The 22,472-nt window shown below is 68.8% G+C and carries 22 protein-coding genes; 14 read left to right on the top strand and 8 right to left on the bottom strand.

Annotated features, from left to right (window positions below; translation table 11 throughout):
* Positions 1-55: 55 nt before the first annotated feature.
* The 11 genes from DQW50_RS11315 to DQW50_RS11265 all read left to right on the top strand — a co-directional run bounded on the left by DQW50_RS11315 (position 56) and on the right by DQW50_RS11265 (position 9,838).
* Positions 56-772 carry an HAD family hydrolase gene (locus DQW50_RS11315; RefSeq protein ID WP_112079381.1) on the top strand — a complete coding sequence of 239 codons (717 nt, stop codon included), beginning with the start codon at positions 56-58 and terminating at the stop codon, positions 770-772.
* The gene (locus DQW50_RS11310; protein WP_112079380.1) at positions 769-1,413 is read left to right on the top strand and encodes a class II aldolase/adducin family protein; all 645 of its coding nucleotides are present in this window, start codon (positions 769-771) and stop codon (positions 1,411-1,413) included. Before DQW50_RS11315 ends, DQW50_RS11310 begins: the two co-directional genes overlap by 4 nt.
* A 54-nt stretch (positions 1,414-1,467) precedes the next feature.
* Positions 1,468-2,424, top strand: coding sequence for a ribose 1,5-bisphosphate isomerase (locus DQW50_RS11305; protein WP_112079379.1), 957 nt, complete (start codon positions 1,468-1,470; stop codon positions 2,422-2,424).
* Positions 2,421-3,467 (top strand): carbohydrate kinase family protein, encoded by a 1,047-nt coding sequence (locus DQW50_RS11300; protein ID WP_241964403.1) that lies wholly within the window; start codon positions 2,421-2,423, stop codon positions 3,465-3,467. The genes DQW50_RS11305 and DQW50_RS11300 overlap by 4 nt, the downstream gene beginning before the upstream one ends.
* Before the next feature lie 172 nt (positions 3,468-3,639).
* Complete coding sequence (npdG, locus tag DQW50_RS11295; protein ID WP_112079377.1) at positions 3,640-4,308, top strand: NADPH-dependent F420 reductase; 669 nt, start codon at positions 3,640-3,642, stop codon at positions 4,306-4,308.
* A 113-nt stretch (positions 4,309-4,421) separates the two neighbouring features.
* Positions 4,422-5,264 (top strand): polyprenyl synthetase family protein, encoded by an 843-nt coding sequence (locus DQW50_RS11290; protein ID WP_112079376.1) that lies wholly within the window; start codon positions 4,422-4,424, stop codon positions 5,262-5,264.
* 83 nt (positions 5,265-5,347) lie between these two features.
* Positions 5,348-6,061 carry a phosphoribosyltransferase family protein gene (locus DQW50_RS11285; RefSeq protein WP_112079375.1) on the top strand — a complete coding sequence of 238 codons (714 nt, stop codon included), beginning with the start codon at positions 5,348-5,350 and terminating at the stop codon, positions 6,059-6,061.
* A gap of 157 nt (positions 6,062-6,218) precedes the next feature.
* Positions 6,219-7,598, top strand: coding sequence for an NCS2 family permease (locus DQW50_RS11280; protein ID WP_112079374.1), 1,380 nt, complete (start codon positions 6,219-6,221; stop codon positions 7,596-7,598).
* A 105-nt stretch (positions 7,599-7,703) separates the two neighbouring features.
* Positions 7,704-7,958 carry a glutathione S-transferase N-terminal domain-containing protein gene (locus DQW50_RS11275; RefSeq protein WP_112079373.1) on the top strand — a complete coding sequence of 85 codons (255 nt, stop codon included), beginning with the start codon at positions 7,704-7,706 and terminating at the stop codon, positions 7,956-7,958.
* 61 nt (positions 7,959-8,019) lie between these two features.
* A complete protein-coding gene (locus DQW50_RS11270) occupies positions 8,020-8,262 on the top strand; it encodes a hypothetical protein (RefSeq protein WP_112079372.1) in 243 nt (80 codons plus the stop codon).
* Between the two features lie 115 nt (positions 8,263-8,377).
* Positions 8,378-9,838 carry a metallopeptidase TldD-related protein gene (locus DQW50_RS11265; RefSeq protein ID WP_112079404.1) on the top strand — a complete coding sequence of 487 codons (1,461 nt, stop codon included), beginning with the start codon at positions 8,378-8,380 and terminating at the stop codon, positions 9,836-9,838.
* Positions 9,839-9,940: 102 nt separating this feature from the next.
* Here the strand turns inward: DQW50_RS11265 and DQW50_RS11260 are convergent, their stop codons facing one another.
* The 8 genes from DQW50_RS11260 to DQW50_RS11225 all read right to left on the bottom strand — a co-directional run bounded on the left by DQW50_RS11260 (position 9,941) and on the right by DQW50_RS11225 (position 19,800).
* Positions 9,941-11,035 (bottom strand): ABC transporter ATP-binding protein, encoded by a 1,095-nt coding sequence (locus DQW50_RS11260; RefSeq protein WP_112079371.1) that lies wholly within the window; start codon positions 11,033-11,035, stop codon positions 9,941-9,943.
* Positions 11,032-12,072 carry an ABC transporter ATP-binding protein gene (locus DQW50_RS11255; RefSeq protein ID WP_112079370.1) on the bottom strand — a complete coding sequence of 347 codons (1,041 nt, stop codon included), beginning with the start codon at positions 12,070-12,072 and terminating at the stop codon, positions 11,032-11,034. The genes DQW50_RS11260 and DQW50_RS11255 overlap by 4 nt, the downstream gene beginning before the upstream one ends.
* Positions 12,069-13,049 (bottom strand): ABC transporter permease, encoded by a 981-nt coding sequence (locus DQW50_RS11250; protein ID WP_112079369.1) that lies wholly within the window; start codon positions 13,047-13,049, stop codon positions 12,069-12,071. Before DQW50_RS11250 ends, DQW50_RS11255 begins: the two co-directional genes overlap by 4 nt.
* 4 nt (positions 13,050-13,053) lie before the next feature.
* On the bottom strand, positions 13,054-14,037 hold the full coding sequence (locus tag DQW50_RS11245) for an ABC transporter permease (RefSeq protein WP_112079368.1): 984 nt from the start codon (positions 14,035-14,037) through the stop codon (positions 13,054-13,056).
* A gap of 72 nt (positions 14,038-14,109) precedes the next feature.
* Positions 14,110-15,807: an ABC transporter substrate-binding protein gene (locus DQW50_RS11240; RefSeq protein WP_241964402.1), complete on the bottom strand. Its 1,698-nt coding sequence runs from the start codon at positions 15,805-15,807 to the stop codon at positions 14,110-14,112.
* A 224-nt stretch (positions 15,808-16,031) separates the two neighbouring features.
* The gene (locus DQW50_RS11235) at positions 16,032-18,938 is read right to left on the bottom strand and encodes a DEAD/DEAH box helicase (protein ID WP_198664661.1); all 2,907 of its coding nucleotides are present in this window, start codon (positions 18,936-18,938) and stop codon (positions 16,032-16,034) included.
* A gap of 121 nt (positions 18,939-19,059) precedes the next feature.
* Complete coding sequence (locus DQW50_RS11230) at positions 19,060-19,599, bottom strand: 2'-5' RNA ligase family protein (protein ID WP_112079367.1); 540 nt, start codon at positions 19,597-19,599, stop codon at positions 19,060-19,062.
* Between the two features lie 12 nt (positions 19,600-19,611).
* Positions 19,612-19,800 (bottom strand): hypothetical protein, encoded by a 189-nt coding sequence (locus DQW50_RS11225; RefSeq protein ID WP_112079366.1) that lies wholly within the window; start codon positions 19,798-19,800, stop codon positions 19,612-19,614.
* Between the two features lie 135 nt (positions 19,801-19,935).
* On the opposite strand from DQW50_RS11225, the gene serB reads away from it, so the two are divergent.
* Genes serB through DQW50_RS11210 form a run of 3 tightly spaced genes read left to right on the top strand, consistent with a single transcriptional unit; the run spans position 19,936 to position 22,471 of the window.
* Positions 19,936-20,583, top strand: coding sequence for a phosphoserine phosphatase SerB (serB, locus tag DQW50_RS11220; protein WP_112079365.1), 648 nt, complete (start codon positions 19,936-19,938; stop codon positions 20,581-20,583).
* A gap of 57 nt (positions 20,584-20,640) precedes the next feature.
* Positions 20,641-21,432, top strand: a complete 792-nt coding sequence (locus tag DQW50_RS11215) for a lycopene cyclase domain-containing protein (protein WP_112079364.1) — start codon at positions 20,641-20,643, stop codon at positions 21,430-21,432.
* On the top strand, positions 21,425-22,471 hold the full coding sequence (locus tag DQW50_RS11210) for a Brp/Blh family beta-carotene 15,15'-dioxygenase (protein WP_112079363.1): 1,047 nt from the start codon (positions 21,425-21,427) through the stop codon (positions 22,469-22,471). Before DQW50_RS11215 ends, DQW50_RS11210 begins: the two co-directional genes overlap by 8 nt.
* The last annotated feature ends 1 nt before the right edge of the window (position 22,472 follow it).

The following is a 22,472-nucleotide window of genomic DNA, read 5'->3' as shown; positions in this document are numbered from 1 at the left end:
CCGCCGACCGTCCTCCCCGAACCACGCTTAAGTCGCGGCCCCGCGAGGGTCGGACATGGAGTACGAAGCGGTTTGTTTCGACCTCGATAACACCCTCTACCCGTACGGCCCCTGTAACGAGGCGGGCAAGCGGGCGGCGCTGTCGGCGTTCCGCGAACGCGGCTACGACTTCGACCGCGGACGGTTCGACGAGCTGTACGCGAGGGCACGCGCGGACGCCAAACGCGAACTCCGCGGGACGGCCGCCTCCCACGACCGGTTCGTCTACTTCAAGCGGGCGCTCCGGATTCACGCCGACGTCCACGACGCCGCGGACGCGTTCGCGCTCGGCGAGGCGTACTGGGACGGATACGTGGCGGAGATGGAACTCTTCGATGGCGTCGAGGCGACGCTCGACGCGCTCCGTGAGAGCGGCCTCGCGATCGTCGTCGTGACGAACCTCACGACGCGGGTTCAGCTACGCAAGCTGGCCCGGCTCGGGGTCGACGACCGCGTCGACCGGCTCGTCACCTCGGAGGAGGTCGGCCGGGAGAAGCCGAGCGCCCTCCCGTTCACAGCGGCGCTCTCCGCGCTCGACGTCCGGCCGAGCGAGGCTGTCATGGTCGGTGATAACGTCGTCGCGGACGTGGAGGGGGGAAACGCCGTCGGCATGGAGACGGTCCTCTTCACGGGCGGGACGGGCGAGGACCCGACGGCGGACGACCTGGCCGGTCCCCGGCGACCCGACCACCGGATCGACGAGTTGGCGACGCTGCCGGAGGTGCTCGCGTGAGCTTCCGTCCCGAGCGCGAGGCGGTCGTGGCGTACGCGCCCGCGCTCGCGGAGCTGACGCCGGGGCGGACGGGAAACCTGAGCGTTCGAAACGGCGACGCCTTCGCCGTCACGCCAACCGGCGTGGCGTACGACGCCTTCGACGCGGCGGACGTGCCGGTCGTCGGCCTCGACGGCGAGCGCCGGGCGGGGCGGATGGCCCCCTCGAGCGAGGTACCGATGCACACGGGGATCTACGAGCACGCGCGACCCGGCGCGATCGTCCACACCCACTCGCCCTGGGCGACGACGCTGGCGACGCTCGGGCTGTCGCTCCCGCCGGTCCACTACATGATCGTCGCGGTGGGTCGGGAGGTGCCGCTGGCCGACTACGCGCCGTACGGGACGGAGGAACTCGCTGTCAACGTCGTCACAGCGATGGCCGACGCCGGCTCGGACGCCGCGATCCTCGCGAACCACGGGCTCGTGGTGACCGGTCCCGACCTCGAGACGGCGATCGAGAACACACACCACGTCGAGGACCTCTGTCGGCTCTACGTTCGGTCCTCCGCGATCGGCGAGCCGAACCTCCTCACGGACGAACAGCTCACAGCCGTCGAGGAGCGCTTCGAGAGTTACGGTCAGCAGCCGGACGACGCCTGAGACCGGGAGCGGGCCGAGCGGGGTTATATCCGTCCCGCGGGAAACGGTATCGACATGACCGACCACCGACTCGCCACCGACGTCGAGGAGACGTCCGCGGCGATCGCGTCGATGGAGATCCGCGGCGCGGCGACGATCGCGGCCGGCGCCGCGGAGGCGCTCGGCACGCAGGCGCGGGAGGTCGAGGCCGACTCGCCCGCGGCGTTCCGTGCGTCGATGCGTACAGCCGCCAGACGGCTCCGTGAGACGCGCCCGACGGCCGTCTCGTTGCCGAACGCGCTCCGGTACGTCCTGCGACGGATGGAGGGTCGGACCGTCGACGCCCTCAGAGAGAGCGTGACCGACGCGGTCGCGGAGTTCGTCGAACAGCTCGACCGCGCCCAGGAGGACCTCGGGAAGGTGGGCGCGAACCGCCTCGCCGACGGCGACACGGTGATGACCCACTGTCACTCGACGGACGCGCTCGCGTGTATCGAGGCGGCCGTCGAGGGGGGCAAGGAGATCGAGGCGATAGTCAAGGAGACGCGGCCACGAAATCAGGGGCACATCACCGCCGAACAGCTCCGGGAGGTGGGCGTCCCCGTCACGCTCATCGTCGACTCCGCGGCGCGGCGCTACCTGAACGAGGTGGACCACGTGCTCGTCGGGGCCGACTCGATCGCCGCCGACGGCGGCGTCATCAACAAGATCGGCACCTCCGGGTTGGCGGTCAACGCCCGCGAGCGCGGCGTCCCGGTCATGACCGCCGCACAGACGATCAAGCTCCACCCGGAGACGCTGACGGGCCACACCGTGGAGATAGAGATGCGCGACGAAGCGGAGGTGATCGCCCCGGAGACGCGCGAGGGGATCGGCGACATCGCGGTCGAGAACCCCGCCTTCGACGTGACGCCGCCGCGGTACATGGACGCCATCGTGACCGAACACGGGCAGTTCCCCCCGGAGAGCATCGTGACGCTGATGCGGGAGCTGTTCGGCGAGGGGGCCGCCGAGCCGTGGGCAGAGCCGTGAGCGGTGACGCCTCCGAGGAGCGTGCCATCCCCGACGCGGGCGAGGTCGAACCCACGGACGACCCGGACCTCGAACCGGCGTCGTCGGGCGGACCGCCGGCGGTGATCTCCGCGGGCCACATCAACTGGGACGTGACGATCCACGTCGACGAGTTGCCCGAACGCGACGGGGAGACCCGGATCGAACGGCTCGAACAGTCGGGCGGCGGCAGCGCCGCCAACGTCGCGGTCGGCGTCGTCGGCCTCGGCGGACGGTCGGTCGTCTTCGGGAGCGTCGGCGGCGACGAGTCCGGCGCGCTCGCGCTCCGCGAGCTCGCGAGCGCGGGCGTCGACCCCGGCCACGTGCTCGTCGCCGCCGCCGAGCCCACCTCGGTCACCTACGTGATCGTCGACGGGAACGGCGAGCTGTTGATGCTCGCCAACGACGGCGCGAACGAGACGTTCTCGGCGGGCGACCTCGACCGCGAGACGCTCGCGTCCGCCGACCACCTCCACCTGACGGGCCAGCGACCCGAGACCGCGGCTGCGCTGGCGACGACCGCCGCCGAACTCGGCCCGACGCGGAGCTTCGACCCCGGCCGCCGGGTGACCGACCGCGGGTACGACGCGGTGCTCCACGCCGCGGACCTGATCTTCGTGAACGACCGGGAGGCGGACGCGCTGGCGGACGCGACCGACATCGACCCTCGCACGCCCGAGGACCGCGTGGTGGCGGTCAAACACGGCGGGGACGGCGCGACGGTCCACACTCCCCAGGGGGACGTCTCGCATCCGGGGTTCAACGTCGACGCGGTCGACACGGCCGGCGCGGGCGACGCGTTCGCGGCGGGGTTCCTCGGTACAGCGCTCAGGGAGCCCGAGATAGCGGGCGGCGGGTTCACCCACGACCCGCGGGAGTACCAGGTGCCGCTCCTCGTCGCCAACGCCTGCGGCGCGATCGCGGCCGGGACCGTCACCGCCCGCGCGGACCTCTCGTGGGACCGCGTCCGGTCGGTCATGGGCGACTCGCCGGAGTCGGACCTGCTGATCGAGATACGCGCGTGAGCGGGCGACGTCGAGCGCCTCGTCGGCGTCGGGCCGGGACCCGTAGTCGGTCGGGTGGACCGGGTGTGGCATAGACGCACCGAACGTGCCCGGCGGCCGTGGGGAGAGGTCCCCCGCTGGCGAGGACGGCCGGTCACGCAACCCCTAAGGTCGTAACGCGCCCACGGATCCCATGGACATCGCGATACTCGGCGGCACCGGCGACATCGGGGAGGGGCTCGCGCTCCGCCTTACAGCCGACACGTCCCACGAGGTCCTGATCGGGTCGCGCGACGCCGAGAAGGCCGAGACGAAAGCCGGGGAGTACACCACGGAGCTCGACAGCCGCGGGCTCGACCGCGAGGTGACGGGCCACGAGAACGTCGCGGCCGTGGAGCGGGCCGACGTGGTCGTACTCGCGGTCCCGCCGTACCACGTCGGCGACACGGTCGAGGAGGTCGCGGACGCGCTCGACGACGGCGACATCCTCGTCTCGCCGGCGACCGGGATGAAACGCGACGAGGACGGCTTCCACTACCACAAACCCGGCGCGGGCTCGGTGACGCGGATCGTGGCCGACGCGGCCCCCGAGGGCGTCGCCGTCGTCGGCGCGTTCCACAACCTCGCAGCTGGCCGCCTCGCGAACCTCGACGCGGAGCTCGGGATCGACACGCTCGTGATCGGCGACGACGGGGACGCGAAGGGGATCGTGACGGATATCGCCGAAGGGATCGAGGGGCTCCGCGCGCTCGACGCCGGCGGGCTCGCGAACGCTCCCGAGATCGAGGGGCTCACGCCGCTCCTCATCAACGTCGCGAGCAACAACGCGGGGTTCCACGACCTCGGGATCCGGTTCCGGTAGGTCGGCGACTCGAGGACGCCGTGACGCCGGCGTGGCCTCAGCTCGAGATCCGATCCGCTTCCCGTCCGGCCGTTCCGTTAGGCCTTTGCGCGGCCGTCCCCTCCCTTCGGTAGATGGAGTACCTGGAGCGCCGGGTCGCGCTGGTCGAAGAACGGATCGAGGCGGTCATCGACCGCGTCGAGCCCGCCGAGCTGTCCGACGAGCTCGCACACGTCGTGCTCGCGGGCGGCAAGCGCGTGCGCCCGGCGGTGACGATCCTCGCCTGCGAGGCGTTCGACGGCGACGCCGACGACGCGGTCGACTTCGCGGCTGGCATCGAGTTCGTCCACAACGCCTCGCTCGTGATCGACGACATCATCGACCGCTCGGACGTCCGCCGCGGGACGCCCTCCGCGTGGGCCGAGTTCGGCTACGGTCCGGCGATGATCACGAGCGACGGGCTCCTCGGCGAGGCGTTCGCGCTCTTCTCGGCCGACGAGCGGGCGATGCGGACCGTCGCCGAGGCGATGGTCGAACTCGGCGAGGGGGAAGCGACGGAGCTCGCTGCCCGCCCGACCACGGAGGCCGAGTACATGGAGCTCGCCCGCCGGAAGACCGGCGCGCTGTTCCGTGCTGCCGCGGAGCTCGGCGCGGTCGCGGGCGGCGCGGAGCCGTCCGCGATCGAGTCCTTCGGCGAGTACGCCGAGCGCGTCGGCGTCGCCTTCCAGATGCGCGACGACGTGCTCGACGCCACCGCCGACGCCGACGACCTCGGGAAGCCGACCGGTCAGGACGCCGAGATGGACCGGCCGAGCGTCGTCCAGGTGACCTCGCTCTCGCCGGCGGAGGTCGACGAGCGGGCGCGCAGACAGTCCGAGCTCGCGCTCGCCGCGCTCGAGGAAGCGGACCCGCCCGAGACGGAAGCGCTCGAGTACCTCCGCGATCTGGCGGAGTTCGTCGTCGTCCGCGAGCGGTAGCCGACGCGGAGTGGCCCGTTCGTGGATACCCTCGCCCGGCTGAACTTCGATGTATTCATACTTGTGCGATCGCGATCATTGGCATGAACCGCGCAGAGAAGGCGGCCCTCCAGCTACAGGCGGTCGCCGTGTTGCGGACGCTGAAGGAGACGCGGACGTACGAGGAGCTGTCGACGCTCACGGGGTTGCCGGCGGGCGACCTCAACCGGTACGTGAACGGCCACGTGCTCCCCGGTGCCGACCGGGCGCGCGAGGTCGTCTCCGAGGTCGGCCGCGACGCACTCGCCGACGAACTCGTCGCCCGCGTCGCCTTCGACGACGAGGGATACGTCGACAATAGCGGCGTCGTCTTCGATCAGTCCTTCCTCGATCTGGTCGCGCCCGTCGCCGCCGAGACCTTCGAGTTCGCCTCGCCCGACGTGGTGCTCACCGCAGCGACCGACGGGATCACCCTGGGCGCGGCGATGGCCTCCTTCTTCGACGCCCGGCTGGCGTACGCCAAGAAGTCGAAGGAGACCGCGGTCGAGGAGTTCATCGAGTCGCGCCAGCGGCTCGCCTCCGGCATCGAGCTCACCTACTACCTGCCGAAACGCGCCATCGAGGCGGGCGACACCGTCCTCGTCGTCGACGACCTGATCCGGTCGGGCGAGACCCAGGAGCTCCTCCTCGACATCGCGCTTCAGGCCGACGCCGACGTCGTCGGCGTGTTCACGCTCATCGCCGTCGGCGACGAGGGGATGCGTCGGGCCCGCGAGATCACCGACGCGCCGGTGGGTGCGCTGACCACCTTCGAGTAGGGATCGAACCCGTCTCTGTGTCGTCTCGCACGCACGTTCGGCCAATTCTTGCCGTCGAGAGGACGGATCGCGCGGGGCACTACCCATACTTGTGTATATCTGCGCATTTCAGGTAGCAATGTTTATGTTTGACACCGGGAGTATCCACGAGTAACCAATGGGGATCGCAGACACGTTGGCGACGCGGTTCGACGTCGAAGGGCACGGGTCGGACTTCCGGACCGAGTTGGTGGCGGGGCTCACGACGTTCCTCGCGATGTCGTACATCATCGTGGTGAACCCGTTCATCCTCGCCGAGGCGATCCAGATCCCGGGCTACGAGTTCTTCGAGGTGGTCCAGATGATCGCGATCGCGACGATCCTCTCCTCGGCGCTCGCGACGCTCGTGATGGCGCTGTACGCCAACCGGCCGTTCGGGCTCGCCCCCGGGCTCGGGCTCAACGCCTTCTTCGCGTTCACGGTCGTGTTGGGCCTCGGGATCCCGTGGCAGACGGCGCTGGCGGCCGTCTTCGTCGAGGGCGTGCTGTTCATGGCCCTGACCGCTATCGGCGCCCGCGAGTACGTCATTCGGCTGTTCCCCGAACCCGTGAAGCGGTCGGTCGGCGCCGGGATCGGGCTGTTCCTGCTTTTCATCGGCTTCCAAGAGCTCCAGATCGTCGTCCCCGACGACGCGACGCTCGTCACGCTCGGCGGGATCTTCGGGAACCCGTGGGCGATCCTCGGCCTCGCCGGACTCGTGTTGACGTTCGCGTTGTGGGCGCGGAACGTCACCGGGAGCATCGTGATCGGCATCCTGGTCACGTCGGCTGCGGGGTGGGCGCTCACCCTCGGCGGGCTCTTCGACCGCGGGACGGTCACTCCCGAGACGCTGCCGTCCGCCCAGTACGACATCACGCCGCTCGCGGGCGCGTTCGTCGACGGGCTCGCCGGCGTCGACCCACTCACGTTCGCGCTGGTCGTGTTCACGTTCTTCTTCGTCGACTTCTTCGACACCGCCGGGACCCTCATCGGCGTCTCGCAGTTCGGCGACTTCCTCGACGACGAGGGTGACCTGCCGGAGATGGACAAGCCGCTGATGGCCGACGCGGTCGGCACCACCGCCGGCGCGGTGCTCGGCACCTCCACCGTGACGACGTTCATCGAGTCGTCGACCGGCGTCGAGGAGGGCGGTCGGACCGGCCTCACCGCGCTGGTCGTCGCGCTCCTGTTCCTCGCCTCGCTCGCCGTGATCCCGGTCGTGGCCGCCATCCCCTCGTACGCCTCCTTCATCGCGCTGATCGTCGTCGGCGTGATGATGCTCCAGGGACTCGTCGAGGTCGACTGGAACGACCCCGCGTGGGCCGTCTCCGCCGGCCTCACCGTCACCGTGATGCCGTTCGCCTACTCCATCGCCGACGGGCTCGCTGCGGGCATCGTCGCCTACCCGATCATCAAGGTCGCGACCGGCGAGTACGACGACGTCGACCTCGGCCAGTACGTCATCGCGGCCCTGCTCGCCGTCTACTACGTGCTCCAGACGCGCGACGTGATCCTGTAGCGCGGCCGTCGGTATCGTCGGGGGTGAACCGTCGCGGTACGTCCGTGCGCGCTGGGTACACCGACCGCCGAGGTTCTTTATCTCCCCGGCCCGTATCCACGAGCGATGACGGACCTGAAACTCTACGAACTGGAGAGTTGCCCGTACTGTGCGAAAGTCAGGGAGACGCTCGCCGAACTCGGCCTCGAGTACGAGTCGGTCGTGGTCCCGCGCGCACACGGGGACCGGACCGAAGTCGAGGAGGTGAGCGGCCAGACGGGCGTTCCCGTCCTCGTCGACGAGGCGAACGGGATCGACGGGATGCCCGAGAGCGACGACATCGTCGAGTACCTCCAGGAGACGTACGGGAGCGCGAGCTAGACGCGTCGAGGGGGAGGTTCCGAAGGCCAACGTTGATACGCCCCGAGGCGAATCTACGCGTATGGACTTCCCTCGCCTCCCGAGACAGCGATGGGCGAGGGCGACGCTCGGGCTCTCGCTACTCTTCGCGATCGGTTCGGTCGGTTATTTCACGACGATCGGCGCACCCTTTCAGGGCGTCGCGCTCGGCGTGCTGATTCTCGGCGCCGGCTACTGGGAGTACAAAAAGAAGCTCCACGAGAAGCGGGTGGCGAGACAGTACGAGGCCGAAGCCGAGGAGCAACGCCGCGAGAACGGTCGCTGAGCCGTGCGACGTCCTCCAGCCGGCAGCCGTTTCGGTTTCCCTCCGGTCGCCCGCCGTTTCGACTCCGCTCCCGGAAGTCACGGGTTTCATGTGTGAGAGCGGCGATCACTCGTTCATGAGTGATGAACGCGAGGACGTGTTGGATGCGATGGACTGGTTGCTCGACAGCCTCGAGTCCGACGACGCGGTGTCGTACGCGGAAGTGGGCGGCGTCTACCAGGAGAAGACCGATATCGTCGTCACCGACGACGGTCCCCGAAACCGGACGGCGTTCACCGAGACGGGCGTGTGGCTCCGTGTCTTCGCGGACGGTGCGGCCGACTACCGCTACACGAACTCGCTCGACGAGGAGGCGCTCCGCGACGAGGCCGACCGCGCGATCCGAAGCGGCCAGGTGCTCGCCCAGGATGAGCCGGGACGCTTCGACGCCTACACCACCCACCGGGGGACCCACGGCGGCTGGGCGAGCGAGGGGATACACGAACGCGACCTCGACGAGAAGGTCTCCGTGATCGAGGCGGGGCTCGCGGCAGCCGACGACCTCGACCTCGACCGACGATGGGCCAACTACAACGACGCCCACATCGAGGAGGCGGTCGGAACCACGACCGGTAGCGTCGTCCGAACGACGCTCGACCGGGCGCGGGTGAACTTCAGCCTCACCCTCGCCGACGGGCCGAAGGTGAGCCGATACGCCGGCTCCACCGAGGGGGCCGCCTTCCTCGAGGAAGTCACGGACGCCTTCGAGGTTGCCGCCGCCGACGCGCGGGCGCTCGCGAGCGCCGACCCGGTCGATACGTCGCCCGGCGAGACGACCGTCGCGTTGAGTCCGGAGGCGGCCGGCCAGCTGTTCCACTTCGTCTCCCACTATCTCGAATGCGACACCTGCTATATGGGACTGAGCCCCTACGCCGTCGGCGACCGGATCGGTCCGGCAGAGCTCGCGATCGAGGACACGGTCCACGCCGGCTCCTGGACGGCCCGCGCCTACGACGCCGAGGTCAAACCGACCACGCCGACGCGCCTGGTCTCGAACGGGCGGATCGAGCGACTACTCCACAACACGACCACCGCTGGGGAGGAAGACACGTATCCGACGGGCAACAGCGTGCCGAGCCTCGGGTTCTCCGAACCGCCGCGGATCCACGCCCGCCACCTGGAGGTCGCCGCCGGCGACGCGGACGCCACTGCGCTCCGCGCGAACGCCGACGTGTACGTCGAACGGTTCAAGCGGCCGTGGTTCCGCGACGAGTTCGAGCGCGTCCAGCGCTCCGGCGTCTTCCCGGCGAGCGCCCTCTACGCGAAGGACATCGACCGGAAGAGCATCGACAGTCCCGACCGCGGCTCCGCCGAGTTCCCGATCGCCGAGGCGTACCGGCTCGAAGACGGCGAGCGTGCCGGCCGAGTCGACGGCATGTCGCTCGAATACACCCCGGACGCGCTCCGGACCGTCTCCCGGATCGGCGACGTTCGGCGGACGGTGACCGGCGTCTGTGACAAACACAAGTCCCGGCTCCCGTTCGCGGTGACCGCTCCCGGCGTTCGAATGGAAGCGCCTCTCACGGAGCGAAACTAGCCCTCGTCGACGAAACTAGTCGTCGTCGGTGAACCTACCCCTCGTCGGCGAAGCCGTATCGTGTTGTCGACCGGGAACGACCCGGACGGTCGACGGGAGAAACTAGTCGTCCGCGGGCGTGGATTCGGGCTCCTCGCCCGTCTCCGCCGCGCTCGGGGTTCCGGTCATCTCCTCGTAGGGGTCGTATCCCTCCGCGCTGTCGTAGAGGTGACAGGCGACGTCCTGTTCGAAGTCAGTCTTCGCCTCCAGCGGCGGGATGACCTGGTCACACACGTCGCCGATGTACTCCGAACACCGGGCCTTGAACCGACACCCGGTCGGGATGTCGATGACGTCGCCGACCTCGCCCTGAAGCTCGACCCGCTCGCGGCCGACCGAGGGATCGGGAACTGGCACCGCGTTGATGAGCGACTGCGTGTACGGGTGCTGTGGGTTCTCGATGACCTGATCGGTCGGCCCCTTCTCGACGATCTTGCCCATGTACATGATCGCCAGCCGGTCACACATGTGCCGGAGTAGCGAGAGGTCGTGGCTGATGTAGACGACCGAGAGGCCGAACTCGTCGGTCATCCGGTCGAGGAGCGATAACACCCCGGCACGGAGGCTCACGTCCAGCATCGACACCGGCTCGTCGGCGACGATGAAGTCCGGGTCGAGCACGAGCGCGCGCGCGATGGCGACCCGCTGGCGCTGCCCGCCGGACAGCTCGTGGGGGTACTGATTGAAGTACTGCTCGGGCGGGAGCAGCTCCGCGAACTCCAGCGCGCGCTGGACCCGCGCCGTCTCGTTGCGGATGTTGTGGATCCGCAGCGGCTCGGCGACGGTGTCGTACACCGTCATCCGCGGGTTCAGGCTCTCGAAGGGGTCCTGGAAGATCATCTGCGCGTTCTGACGGAACTGCTTGACCTCCTCGTCGCTCGCCTCCGAGAGGCGCGTGCCGTCGTAGACGATGTCGCCGGCGGTCGGGTCGTGGAGCTTCACCAGCGACATGCCGGTGGTCGTCTTCCCACAGCCGGACTCGCCGGCGAGCCCGAGGGTCTCCCCCGCACGGAGCTCGAAGCTGACGCCGTCGACCGCGTGAACGTAGTCGGGCGATCCCCTGCCGAAGCTCTCGACCAGGCTGGCGATCCAGCCCTGGTTGACCTTGAAGTGTTTCTTCAGGTCGTCGACCTCGAGCAGGACTTCGTTTCGGCTCATTCCTCGAGACCCCCGTCGGTGGCGGCGGCGGTCTGTCTCCACGTCCCCGGGTCGTCCGCGTACGGCCGGAGCTCGGTGTCTATCTCGTCAGCGTAGTGGCAGTACGAGCGGAGCTCGTTGTTGTAGTGTGCCTCCGGCTCCTCCTCGCGGCACCTGTCGGTCGCCATCGGACACCGTTCGGCGAACCGGCACCCCTGCGGCGGGTCGATCAGCTCGGGCGGGTAGCCCGCGATCGAAAGCAGGTCCTGGTCGGTCTTCATGATGTTCGGGAACGCACGCTTCAACCCGATCGTGTACGGGTGATACGGCTGGCCGAATATCTCCTCGACGGGGCCCTCCTCCGCGACCTTCCCCGCGTACATCACGAGGACGCGGTCGCAGGTCTCGGCCACGACGCTCACGTCGTGGGTGATCACGAGCATGGAGGAGTTGATCTCCTCCTGGATCGAGCTCATCCGCTTGAGGATCTGGTCCTGCATGATCACGTCGAGCGCCGTGGTCGGCTCGTCCGCCAACATCAACGACGGCTCGAGCGCGAGCGCCATGGCGATCATGGCCCGCTGCCGCATCCCACCGGAGAACTGGTGGGGGTAGTCGTCGGCGCGGTCCGGGTCGAGGCCGACGAGTTCGAACATCTCGGTCACGATCTCGTCGGACTCGACGCGACCGGTTCCGGGGCGGTGCGTCTCGATGGCCTCCACGATCTGTTCGCGGATGGTGTACACCGGGTCCAGCGAGTTCATCGCCGACTGGGCGATCATGGAGATCTCCTCCCACTTGAGGCGACGCCGCTGGGCGGTGGTCATCTCCGTCAGGTCCTCACCCTTGAAGTTGATGCTCCCGCCGTTGATGTAGCCGGCGTCGGGGAGGATCCCGATGATCGCCTTCGCGAGCGTGGTCTTTCCACAGCCCGACTCTCCGACGACGCCGAGGTTCTCGCCCTCTTCGAGTTCGAAGGAGACGCCGTCGACCGCCTGTGCCGGCCCCTCCTCGGTTTCGTAGTAGACTTCGAGGTCTTCGACTTCCAGTTGACTCATTGTATCTTGGGGTTAGTGATCTCTTCGTAGCCACGGCCGATGAGGAAGCCGCTGATGACGAGCAGGCCGATACAGATCCCCGGCGGCACGAACCACCACCAGGCGCCGAACGAGAGCGCCGAGTAGGCCCGGGAGGCCTGTAGCATCGTTCCCCACGAGACCGTGTTGGGGTCGCCGAGGCCGATAAACGAGATGCCCGCCTCGGCGAGGATCGCCCACGCGATCCCGAACGATCCGTAGAGGAACGTCATCGGGAGCACGTTGGGCGCGAGGTGTCTGCTGATTATGTGCCAGTCGCCGGCGCCGGCGACCTCCGCGGCCTTCACGAACGGCCGCTCACGTAACGACAGCGACTGCGAACGGATGACGCGGGCGGTCGAGCGCCACTGGAGGATGATCAGCGCGAGGATGATGTTCCAGAGGTCGGGGCCGAGCACCGCGACGAGGACGATGACCGTCGGCAGAAGCGGCATCCCGTACAGGAAGTCGACGATCCGCATCAGCGCGTCGTCGACCTTCCCACCGTAGTAGCCCGCGACGAGCCCGACGAGCGTGCCGATGCCGGCGGTGAAGATCGCGGCGATGAGCCCGACCAACAGCGCGGCGCGCGTGCCGTACACGAGCTGGCTGAAGATGTCGAACCCCTCGGCGGTCGTTCCGAGGAGGTACTCGGTGTCCCCGCCGAGCAGCGAGGGTTCGGCCCACTTCGCCTGGATGATGCCGGCGTCACCCTGGTACTGGCGCTCGAGCGGCCTGTGGGTCGCGATGAACGGCGCGAAGACCGCGATGACCATGAACGCTGCCACGGTGAGCATCGAGAGCTTGACCGACAGCTCGTCGGTCAGCTTCGCCCAGTGTTCCTTCAGGGTCTCCCGCCAGAGGCGGGCCGTCCGCTCCCACTTGTTGATCTCTTCGTCGGAGCCGCTGTCGTCGAGGTCGGTGTATATCGACCCGGTCGATTGTTCTTCTTGGGCCATTGGTCTAGTCGTAAGTCACGCGTGGGTCGAGGTAGCCGTACGCGAGGTCGGCGATGAAGTTCAGGAAGATGATGGTCGACGCGAGCACGATGAACGTCCCCTGTGCGACGGGGAAGTCGCGCCGAAGGACCGCACGGACCATCTCCCGACCGATTCCCGGCCACGCGAACACGGTCTCGATGAGGACGCTCCCACCCACGGCGTATCCCAGGGCGATCGCGGCCGCCGTGATGATCGGCAAGAGCGCGTTGCGAGCGGCGTGTTTGAACATGATCGTCCGCTCCGTGAGCCCCTTGGCCCGGCAGACGTCGATGAAGTCCTCGGAGAGCACCTCGAGCATGCTGGTCCGCATGATCAAGAGCGGGTATCCCATGTAGTAGAACGCCAGCACGGCCGCCGGCGCCATGAGGTGTTTGAGGAAGTCGACCGTGAAGACCATATCGAAGAACCCGGTGCTCTGTCCGCCCGTCCCCAGGCTGGTCATGCCGCTCATCGGGATGACCCCCAGTTCGGCGCCGAAGATCCACAGAACGATGAGCCCGACGTAGAAGGTCGGCACGCTCCGGGCGGTCAGCGCGGTGATGACCGTGCTCCGCTCGAACCGGGAGCCGCGGTACCACCCCGAGAACACGCCGAGCGTGATGCCGAGGATGTACGCGATGACGAACGCCGTCAGCATCAACACGAGCGTGTTCGGCATGTACGTCGCGATGATGTCGGTGACGGGCTGGTTCGAGTGGAACGACTGGCCGAAGTTCAACACGACGAGGTTCTCGAGGAACCTGAAGTACTGGACGTACAGCGGGTCGTTGAGCCCGTAGCTCTCGATGAGCTTGTTCCGGGCCTCCTGGGTCATCCCCGAGGAAATGACGTACGACGTCGGATCGCCAGGCATGAGCCTGAACAGCCCGAACAGTACGGTTCCGACCGCCCACAACGTCACGACGAGTTGGAGCGTGCGTCTGACAACGAAGCTAGCTTTTCCCATGTTACTTAGTCACTGGTATCCTTGTGATTCGTTTAAAGATTGCGCCGTGAGGGTCCAAAACGGTGGTTCGTCCTATTCGGGTGCCTGGAGCGCGCCGTCCTCGTAGCTGTAGCCGGCCTCCTCGAGGCGGCTACGCCCGGCTTCGACGCTCTCCTCGTACTCCGTTACGTCTTCGGTGTGGAGCGGACCGAACGCCGGCGACACGATGTTGAAGCCGGGCTCCGGGAAGCCGAAGAGGATCTGGTCGACGATGGGCGTCCGCGGGATGGCCTCGTACAGCGCCCTGCGGAGCACGGGGTCGTCGAGTCCCTCCTCGCGCTCGTTCGCGGTGAAGTGCCAGAAGGTCGGGGCGAGCTCGGACTCGACGGTTATGACGTCCTCGTCCTGGTTCTCGTTGAGCTGGCGGTCGAGCCGGCCGAACGGCTCGTAGTTGAGTTCGCCCTCGAGGAGGTTGTCCCAGACGGTCGACGCCTCGGGGATGACGCGCCAGAAGCGTCGATCGAAGTCGACGGGCGCGAAGTGGTCCTCGAACTTCGTCATGCCGAACTCACTGCCCTCCTCCCAGTAGTCGAACATCATCGGACCGCTGCCGACCGGCTCCTCGATGTCCTGCTGGCTCGGGTTGTCGCGGTCGGCCCACTTGTGCTCGGGGATGATCGGGATGAGGTTCGCGATGCCGAGCTGGAACGGTCCGAAGGGCTCGGACATGTTGATCCGGACCGTCTCCTCGTCGACGACCTCTGCGCCCTCGAGGTACTGCGTCTGCGTGGAGTAGTACGGAACCTCGTTCTCGACGATGTAGTTGTACGAGAACGCGACGTCCTCGGCGGTGAGGTCCTCGCCGTCGTGCCACGAGTGGTCCGTCCGGATGGTGTACTCGACCGTGGTCTCGTCGACGCGGTCGATCTCCGTCGCGAGACTGACGTCCAGGGCCGGCTCGGCGTCGGCGTTGAGCTGGACCAGGTAGTCGTACATCATGTTGAACTGGTAGACGTGCTTGTTCTCGCCGTTGTGGCCGAGCACGTTCATCGTGGAGAGGGTCTCCGGCCAGTACCCCTTCAGGGTATCCTCGCCGCCCTCCATCTCCAGGTTGATCATCGTCCAGTAGGAGTTGAACCCGGTCGCGAGGTCCGGCTCCCAGTTGCTGCTCTGCTCGTTGTTGTAGACGCCGAGCATCGGCATGTGCGTGATCGGCATCATCGGCGCGTCGTCCACGATGCTCCGCTGGATCTCGTGGCACTGCTCGATCCGGGTGTCCGCGTCCGGCTCGGCCAGGTAGTTGCCCATCAGCTCGTCGAGCTCCTCGTTCTCGTAGCCGGAGTAGTTGCCGTCGCCCGATCCGGTGTTGCCGGAGTTGAGCAGGTTGTCCAGCTCGGTCACCGGCTCCGTGACGAAGAACGTGTGCCACGTCGCGAAGCTGTAGTCGTACTCCTCGGAGACGCGGCTGAACAGCGTCCCCCACTCGAGCACGTCGACCTCGATGTCGAGGCCCATCTCCTCGTCGAACTGGCTCGCGATGAGGTTGATCGCGTCGTGTCGCGGCGGGTTGTAGCTCTGTGCGTTGTTGGTGTAGGTGTACGTCGGGAGGTTGCTCTCGCCGCTGGACCCGTCGTCATCGCCGGAGCCGTCGTCGCCGGAGCCGTCGTCGCCGGAGCCGTCGTCGCCGGAGCCGTCGTCGCCGCCACCGCCGCCGCCGGAACAGCCGGCGAGGGCCGTGATGCCGACCGTTCCGCCGGCGGTAGTCGCTTTCAGGAAGTCGCGTCGTCTCATGTCCGCGTCTGACCTAACCATGGATCAATGCTCCGTTTCGCTAGGAAGTATATAAATATGTGGTTCATCCACTCCGTCAGTTGTCTATTACCAGATCATGAACGTGGAGGGTAATGATCTGTGCGTATATCCTCCTCTCATGGCTATTACTACTGATTTTCTTTCCATCATGGTCGTTACTGATGAATGATCGCGATCTGAAGCCCGCGTTCGATCCCACCGGTTCAATCCCAGAACGACTGCGTTCGCGCGTACTCGCGCTCCTGCCGTAACACGTCCCGGTAGAACTCGTCTTCGTCCTCGCGCAGTCGGTTGATGATCCGGGCGGCGTTGTGGGGGCCGACGCCGCGGGCGGCCATCGCGATCACCGCCCGTTTCCCGTGTGACTGGACCAGACTCGCTGCCCGATGTGCTCGCTCGGTGCGACGCACCTCCTCGTCGTCCTTGTCCGTCGCACGGACGGCGGCGACGGTCTCCTCGTCCCACGGGTTCAACGCCGCGACCCGTGTGGAGCCGCACTCGGGACACTCCGGCCGGTCCCCGACCCGACGGACCTTCGTGGTCCGCTCCCAGTCCGTACAGTGGAGACAGAGGAGGCGGACCCGGTCGTTCCGGATCCGTTCACGGACCGTCTCGATCACGTCGGCGTCGGCGTTCTCGGGTACGAGGAACTCCGTCCCGGCCGACCGGCCGGCGGTGCCGATCGGCGTCCGTTCGCGGGCGGTCTCGAGGGCGACCCGTCCGGACCGGATCCCCGCGAGGACGTCGGCCGTCTCCGCGACCGCGAGGTCGGCGTGGAACACCTCCCGGAGCGCCTCGTCGTAGACGGGCGTCCCCTCCAACGCGGCGAGCAGGCGGTCGCCGCCGAACTTCCCGCGTCCCTCCCGGTAGCGCTTGACCGAGCCGAACTTCGCGGCGACCTGCGCGAGCGTGAACTTCAGCGCGTCGGAGTTCTTCACGGCGATCTCGAGGTACGCCTCCAGACCCGCCGGGTCGGTCGTCTCGAGGACCTCCCGGAACGTCCCGGGACCGACCCCGCTCGGCACCTCGAACTCGACGCGGTAGGGGTCGACGTCGATCCCCACCGACGACCCCGCGCGCTGGCCGACGAGCGCGGCGAGCAGGCGCGCGAGCGTCTCGTTGACCTCGTGACCGAACGCCGCGTTCACGGCGACGGTTCGCGCACTTCCCTCGATCACGACCCGCTCGTCGGTCGGCACGGGGTGGCCCGCGTCGACGTGGTCGACGACCGGTTTCAGCGCGGCAGCGATCGTCCGCTCGTCGGCCGGGTATCGCCCGGCCAGCTCGCCCGCGACCGCCGCCGGCGTCGCCCCGGCCTCGAGCGCGCTCGCGACCTCGCCGCGCATCCGCCCGACCTCCTCGGCGACCGGCTTCGGCACGGGGATCTCCCGGCCGACCCACGAGGGCACCTCCCCGGCGGGATCGGCGATCGGCGCGACCTCGACGCGCTCCTCCTCGTCGTCGACCGCCGTGATCCGCCACATCTCGCCGCGCTGGACGAACGTCTCGCCCGGCCCGGCGAAGTTCACCACGAACCGCTCGTCGAGCGTCCCGATGCCGCGTCGCGACGACATGTCGTACACCTCGTAGGTCGACTCGTCGGGGATCATCGAGAGGTTCGCGTAGAAGTACTGCCAGGTGCCGCCGGACTTCTCGAGGGTGTCCGTCCCCTCGTCGAGCCACAACAGCCGGTTCCCGTCGAGCTCGCGGACGACCTCCTGAAACGTCGGCTCCGAGAGGTCCCGGAAGGGGTACGCGTTCGTGATCGTCTCGTAGACCCGCCGGGCGTGGACCTCGCCCTCGTCCATCACCACGCCGACGACCTGGTTCGCGACCGTGTCGAGGCTGCCGTGATGGATGCTCGCGGGCTCGACGAGCCCCTCGCCGGCCCGCCGGGCGATCGCCATCGCCTCCAGCGTGTCGTCGCCTCCCCGCGTCACCACGGTCCCCTCGGAGACTCGGTCCCGCCGGTGGCCCGCCCGCCCGACCCGCTGGAGCAGCCGGGCGACCTCGCGGGGGCTCCCGTACTGGACCACGTGGTCGACGCGGCCCACGTCGATGCCGAGCTCCATCGAGGACGTACAGACGAGCCCGTCGACCGCGCCGCTCTTGAAGCGGTCCTCGACGTCGACGCGGACCTCCTTCGAGAGCGAGCCGTGGTGGACCTCGATCGTCACCGCCTCGCAGGCGGGGTCCCTCCCGGCGAGCGTCTTGAACCGCGAGCCGAGCGCCTCCGCGGTCTGTCTCGTGTTGACGAAGATCAGCGTCGACTCGTGGTCGGCGACGACCTCGCGGATCGTCCTGACGTGGCTCGCCGTCGTCTCGTCGGTCGCGAGCTCGCCCGCGAGCTGTGAGTCGCGGTCGGTGATCTCGGGGTCGAGCACCCGCACGTCGGTCCGCGTCCCGGCTGTGACCTCGACCGTCTCGAACTCGCGGTCGCCCGGCCGGTCCGGGTCGCGCCGCCCGCACCCGACGAGGAACCGCCCGACCTCCTCGGGCGAGCCCACGGTCGCGGAGAGCCCGATCCGCTGGAACGGGCCGGCCACGCGCCGGAGCCGTTCGAGCCCGACGGTGAGCTGGGCGCCGCGTTTGGCCGACGCCAGCTCGTGGACCTCGTCGACCACGACGTGTTCCACGTCCTCCAGGGCCGTCCGCATCTTCGACCCGGTCAGGATCGCCTGGAGCGTCTCGGGCGTCGTGATCAGCACGTCCGGCGGGTCGTCGGCCTGCTTCGACCGCTCGTACCGGGTGGTGTCGCCGTGGCGCACCGCGACCGCGACGTCCAGCCGGTCGCCCCACCACTCCAGCCGGTCCATCATGTCGCGGTTGAGCGCGCGCAGCGGGGTCACGTACAGCGCCGAGATCCCCTCGCACTGCTCCTCGCCGGGCGCGTCGCGCGCACGGTGGATCGAATCGAGGACGGGCAACATCGCCGTCTCCGTCTTCCCCGTGCCCGTGGGGGCCAACACGAGCGCGTTTCTCCCCGCCGAGAGCGGCGGGATCGCCTTCCGCTGTGGCTCCGTCGGCGTCGAGAAGCCCCGCTCGGAGAGCGCCTCCCGGACGTCGCCTCCGAGGTGCGTGAACGCCTCCATCCCCGACGGTTCCGACATCACCGAACGTTGGGCGCTCGGCCGATTAAGGTCGTCGGCGTCCGGGCGTCGCTCGGTAGGCGTCGTCGGCGTCCGGGCGTCGCTCGGTAGGCGTCGTCGGCGTCCGACGCGGCGGCCCGCGTCACAGCTCCAGCGTCGCCGCGACCTCGCGGAACTCGGCGTCGTACAGGTCCAGCGCGTGGACCCGCCAGCGGACCGGACCGAACTCGTCTCCGGCGTCGACGAGGCGGCTCACAGCCGCCGGGTCGCCGCCGCGCGCCAGCGTGACGTGGGGGACGTACGCCGGACCCTCGACCCCCTCGATCGTGCCGTAGTCCGCACACAGCCGACGGTGGAGCCGGACGAGCGCGTCGCTCTCGACGTCGAGGTAGACGACGGGGCCGGACCCGGACGCCGGGGCCTCGAACGCGTCGATCCCGACGACCGCGACCGCGAAGGGATCGACCGACGCGAGGAGCGGTCGGAGTCGGTCGCGGAGGCGGTCGTGGGCGGCCGGCCGCGGCGGCGGGTCGCCCGCGTCCGCGGTCACGTCCGCGACGCCGAACCGCTTACAGACCAGGGTGTGCCGGTCGCGGACCCGATCGAATCCCGAGAGTTTCGGCTGGAGATCGTCCGCGAGACGCCCCACGGCGGGCGGGAGCGGGACGTTGAGGCTGAACACGGTCGGACGCGATCAGATCCGATCGGCGAGCCGTAAGGCGATCAGGACGACGATGACGAGGACGATGAGCGTCGGTAGCGCGTCGAGCAGTGCGAAGGTCAGGTCCAACACGGTCCCGAGGATCTCCAGGAGAAGCCACACGATCGCGAGCCCGAGGAGGACCTTCAGGAGGTCGTCGACGTCGAGCGCAGCACGGTCCATGCCGACGGGGACGGTCGGACCGGGCAAAAGCCCACCGGAGCGGGTGGCGGCCGTCGACCGAAGGGGCCGGCGACGCGGCTCGGGCGACGGGGACCGATCAGGCGGTTAAAGACCCCTGCCGGACCAACGACGGGCATGAGCCTGATCGCGTTCGACTTCGACGGCACGCTCTCCGACTCCGAGATGACGGTGTTGCTCGCGGAGCGGGCGGGAGTCGCCGACGAGGTGGCCGAGATCACGGAACGGGCGATGAACGACGAGATCAGCTACGCCGAGAGCCTCTACAGCCGCGCGGAGCTACTCGGCGGACTCCCCGAGACGGAGGTGGACGCCGCGTTCGACGCGGTCCGGCTCCGACCGGGCGCGGCGCGGCTGATCGAGCGGCTCCGGGCCGACGGCCATCACGTCGCGGTGCTCACCGGCGGCTTCGATCACGGGGTCGAGCGCGCGCTCGAACGCGAGGGCGTCGAGGCCGACACGATAGTCGCCAACCGGCTCCCGGTCGCGAACGGGACGCTCACCGGCGAAGCGGAGGGACCCCTGATCGAGGGCACCAAGGACCACGCGCTGGAGGACCTCGCTGCGGAGCTCGGCGTCCCCATGGCGTCGACGGTCGCGGTCGGCGACGGCGCGAACGACCTCCCGATGCTCGAGGTCGCGGGCCTCTCGGTCGGGTTCGTCCCGAAACCGGCCGTCAGACCGGTCTGTGACGCGGTGGTCGCCTCGATGTACCGCCTCGGGAAAGTGTTGGAGGCGCACGGCGTGCTCTCGGAAAACGCCTAAGCTTAATCGCTGTGGGGCCGAAGGGGTTGACATGGTCGTCGTTTCGTGGAGGCAACGGTGATCCCCACGCTGACGTACTTGCAGTTCCATCTCGTTTTCACCCTTCCGCTGGTCGCGGCCCTGTGGTACCTCACGCCGGAGTACGATCGCGTCCGTCGGCGACGCGCGACCGTCGGCATCACCGTACTCGTCGCCATCGCCTACGCGTACACGACGCCGTGGATCAGCTACATGATCCGGCGGGGCGCGTGGAGCTACGGCGAGGGTGCCGTGTTCGTCCGCGCGCTCTCGATCCCGCTCGGCGAGTACCTCTTTTTCGGGATCCAGACCGTGATCGCCGGGTTCGTCCTCCACCGGATCGGGTTCGATCCGGCGTTCCGGGAGGGCGACTTCGACCGCCGACCGCGAGTCGCCGGGGTGCTCGTCGGACTCTCGATGGTGGCGGGCGGCCTCTGGCTCGTCTCGCTCGACGACGCGTTCCTCTATCTCGGCGGCCTGATCGCGTGGGTGGGTCCCGTGCTCGCTCTCCAGTGGTCCGTCGGCGGGGGGTACCTCGCCCGGACGCCGCGGGTCTGGCTGACGGTGACGCTCGTCCCGGCCGTGTACTTCTGGATCGTCGACCGGATCGCGATCGGGATGGGGACGTGGGTCCTCTCGACGGAGTTGACGACGGGCGTCGCCGTCCTCGGCCTGCCGATAGAGGAGATGCTGTTCTTCGCGTCGGCCAACCTGATGACCGTGAACGGGCTCGTGTTGTTCGAGTGGGTACTCGACTGGAACGACCGCCGGACAGCTGTCGAGGGGTCGATCGCGACGGTCCCCGACGATGTCGGTCCCGGCAATGACTGACGCGGAGGCGCTCCGGCTCGCCGACAGGTGGTTCACACGGTACCCCGCGGTCGCGATGGCGGCGTTGGTGCCGTTCGGGGCCATCACCCCCTTGCTTCCGGTCGAGTTCGGCGTCGCGACGTTCGTGCTCGGCACGCTGGTCGTCGGGATGGCCCACGGCGCGGTCGATCACTTGGTTCCGTTGCGCACAGCCGGAGGGGACGGGGTGTCGCTCCGGCGGTCGGTCGCGGCCGTCTCGGTCACGTACGCGGTTCTCGGCAGTGCGGTCGTCGTCGCGTTCTTCGCCGCGCCCACAGCCGCGTTCGTCGGGTTCGTCTGTCTCACGTGGCTCCACTGGGGACAGGGCGACGTGGCTGTGCTCGTCCTCGCCGGCGTCGACCACCTCCCGACCCCCGGCGAGCGGGCGCTGACGCTTTTCGTCCGCGGCGGGCTGCCGATGGGCGTCCCGCTCCTGAGTCGTCCCGATGAGTACCGGCTGGTGGCCGAGTGGGTGGTCGGCCTGTTCGTCGCCGACGCGGCCGCCGCCGTCGCCCCGGTCTTCACCCCGTCGACGCGGCTGGCGGTCGGCGCGTCGATGGCGGGGGCGACGTTGCTGTCGGCGGGGCTCGGCTACGGTCGCGTCCGGGCCGGCGCGGACCGGCGGGGGTGGCTCCGGGACGCGGGCGAGACCGCCGTGCTGTGGGCGTGGTTCCTGCTCACTGCGCCCGTCCTCGCGATCGGCGTCTACTTCGCTGCCTGGCACTCGCTCCGGCACGTCGGGCGGCTGACGCTCGTCGACGCGGCCGCCGCGGAACGGCTCGCCGAGGGGGACGTCCGCGGCGCGCTCTCGCGGTTCGCTCGCGACGCCGCGCCGCTCACGCTCGGCGGGTTCCTCGTCGTGGGGGGCGTGGGGCTGGCGGTCCCGTCCGGCGTCGCGGCTCCCGGCGACGTCCTCGCCGTCTCGCTCGTCGCCATCGCGGCCCTGACGCTCCCGCACGTCGTCGTCGTCGCGTGGCTCGACGGGAGACAGGGGGTGTGGCGGCCGGACGGGTCCCGCTGAC

This window comes from Halorubrum sp. 48-1-W (assembly GCF_003287355.1).
GTDB lineage: Archaea > Halobacteriota > Halobacteria > Halobacteriales > Haloferacaceae > Halorubrum.
The sequence above is the reverse complement of the archived record's forward strand: the minus strand, read 5'-3'. Positions and strand labels throughout refer to the sequence as shown.

Excerpts from the sequence above, each read along its gene's own strand:
- DQW50_RS11315 (WP_112079381.1), top strand. The coding sequence starts at position 56 with ATGGAGTACGAAGCGGTTTGTTTCGACCTCGATAACACCCTCTACCCG.
- DQW50_RS11305 (WP_112079379.1), top strand. The coding sequence starts at position 1,468 with ATGACCGACCACCGACTCGCCACCGACGTCGAGGAGACGTCCGCGGCG.
- npdG (WP_112079377.1), top strand. The coding sequence starts at position 3,640 with ATGGACATCGCGATACTCGGCGGCACCGGCGACATCGGGGAGGGGCTC.
- DQW50_RS11290 (WP_112079376.1), top strand. The coding sequence starts at position 4,422 with ATGGAGTACCTGGAGCGCCGGGTCGCGCTGGTCGAAGAACGGATCGAG.
- DQW50_RS11285 (WP_112079375.1), top strand. The coding sequence starts at position 5,348 with ATGAACCGCGCAGAGAAGGCGGCCCTCCAGCTACAGGCGGTCGCCGTG.
- DQW50_RS11280 (WP_112079374.1), top strand. The coding sequence starts at position 6,219 with ATGGGGATCGCAGACACGTTGGCGACGCGGTTCGACGTCGAAGGGCAC.
- DQW50_RS11275 (WP_112079373.1), top strand. The coding sequence starts at position 7,704 with ATGACGGACCTGAAACTCTACGAACTGGAGAGTTGCCCGTACTGTGCG.
- DQW50_RS11270 (WP_112079372.1), top strand. The coding sequence starts at position 8,020 with ATGGACTTCCCTCGCCTCCCGAGACAGCGATGGGCGAGGGCGACGCTC.
- DQW50_RS11265 (WP_112079404.1), top strand. The coding sequence starts at position 8,378 with ATGAGTGATGAACGCGAGGACGTGTTGGATGCGATGGACTGGTTGCTC.
- DQW50_RS11260 (WP_112079371.1), bottom strand. The coding sequence starts at position 11,035 with ATGAGCCGAAACGAAGTCCTGCTCGAGGTCGACGACCTGAAGAAACAC.
- DQW50_RS11255 (WP_112079370.1), bottom strand. The coding sequence starts at position 12,072 with ATGAGTCAACTGGAAGTCGAAGACCTCGAAGTCTACTACGAAACCGAG.
- DQW50_RS11250 (WP_112079369.1), bottom strand. The coding sequence starts at position 13,049 with ATGGCCCAAGAAGAACAATCGACCGGGTCGATATACACCGACCTCGAC.
- DQW50_RS11245 (WP_112079368.1), bottom strand. The coding sequence starts at position 14,037 with ATGGGAAAAGCTAGCTTCGTTGTCAGACGCACGCTCCAACTCGTCGTG.
- DQW50_RS11240 (WP_241964402.1), bottom strand. The coding sequence starts at position 15,807 with ATGAGACGACGCGACTTCCTGAAAGCGACTACCGCCGGCGGAACGGTC.
- DQW50_RS11235 (WP_198664661.1), bottom strand. The coding sequence starts at position 18,938 with ATGTCGGAACCGTCGGGGATGGAGGCGTTCACGCACCTCGGAGGCGAC.
- DQW50_RS11225 (WP_112079366.1), bottom strand. The coding sequence starts at position 19,800 with ATGGACCGTGCTGCGCTCGACGTCGACGACCTCCTGAAGGTCCTCCTC.
- serB (WP_112079365.1), top strand. The coding sequence starts at position 19,936 with ATGAGCCTGATCGCGTTCGACTTCGACGGCACGCTCTCCGACTCCGAG.
- DQW50_RS11210 (WP_112079363.1), top strand. The coding sequence starts at position 21,425 with ATGACTGACGCGGAGGCGCTCCGGCTCGCCGACAGGTGGTTCACACGG.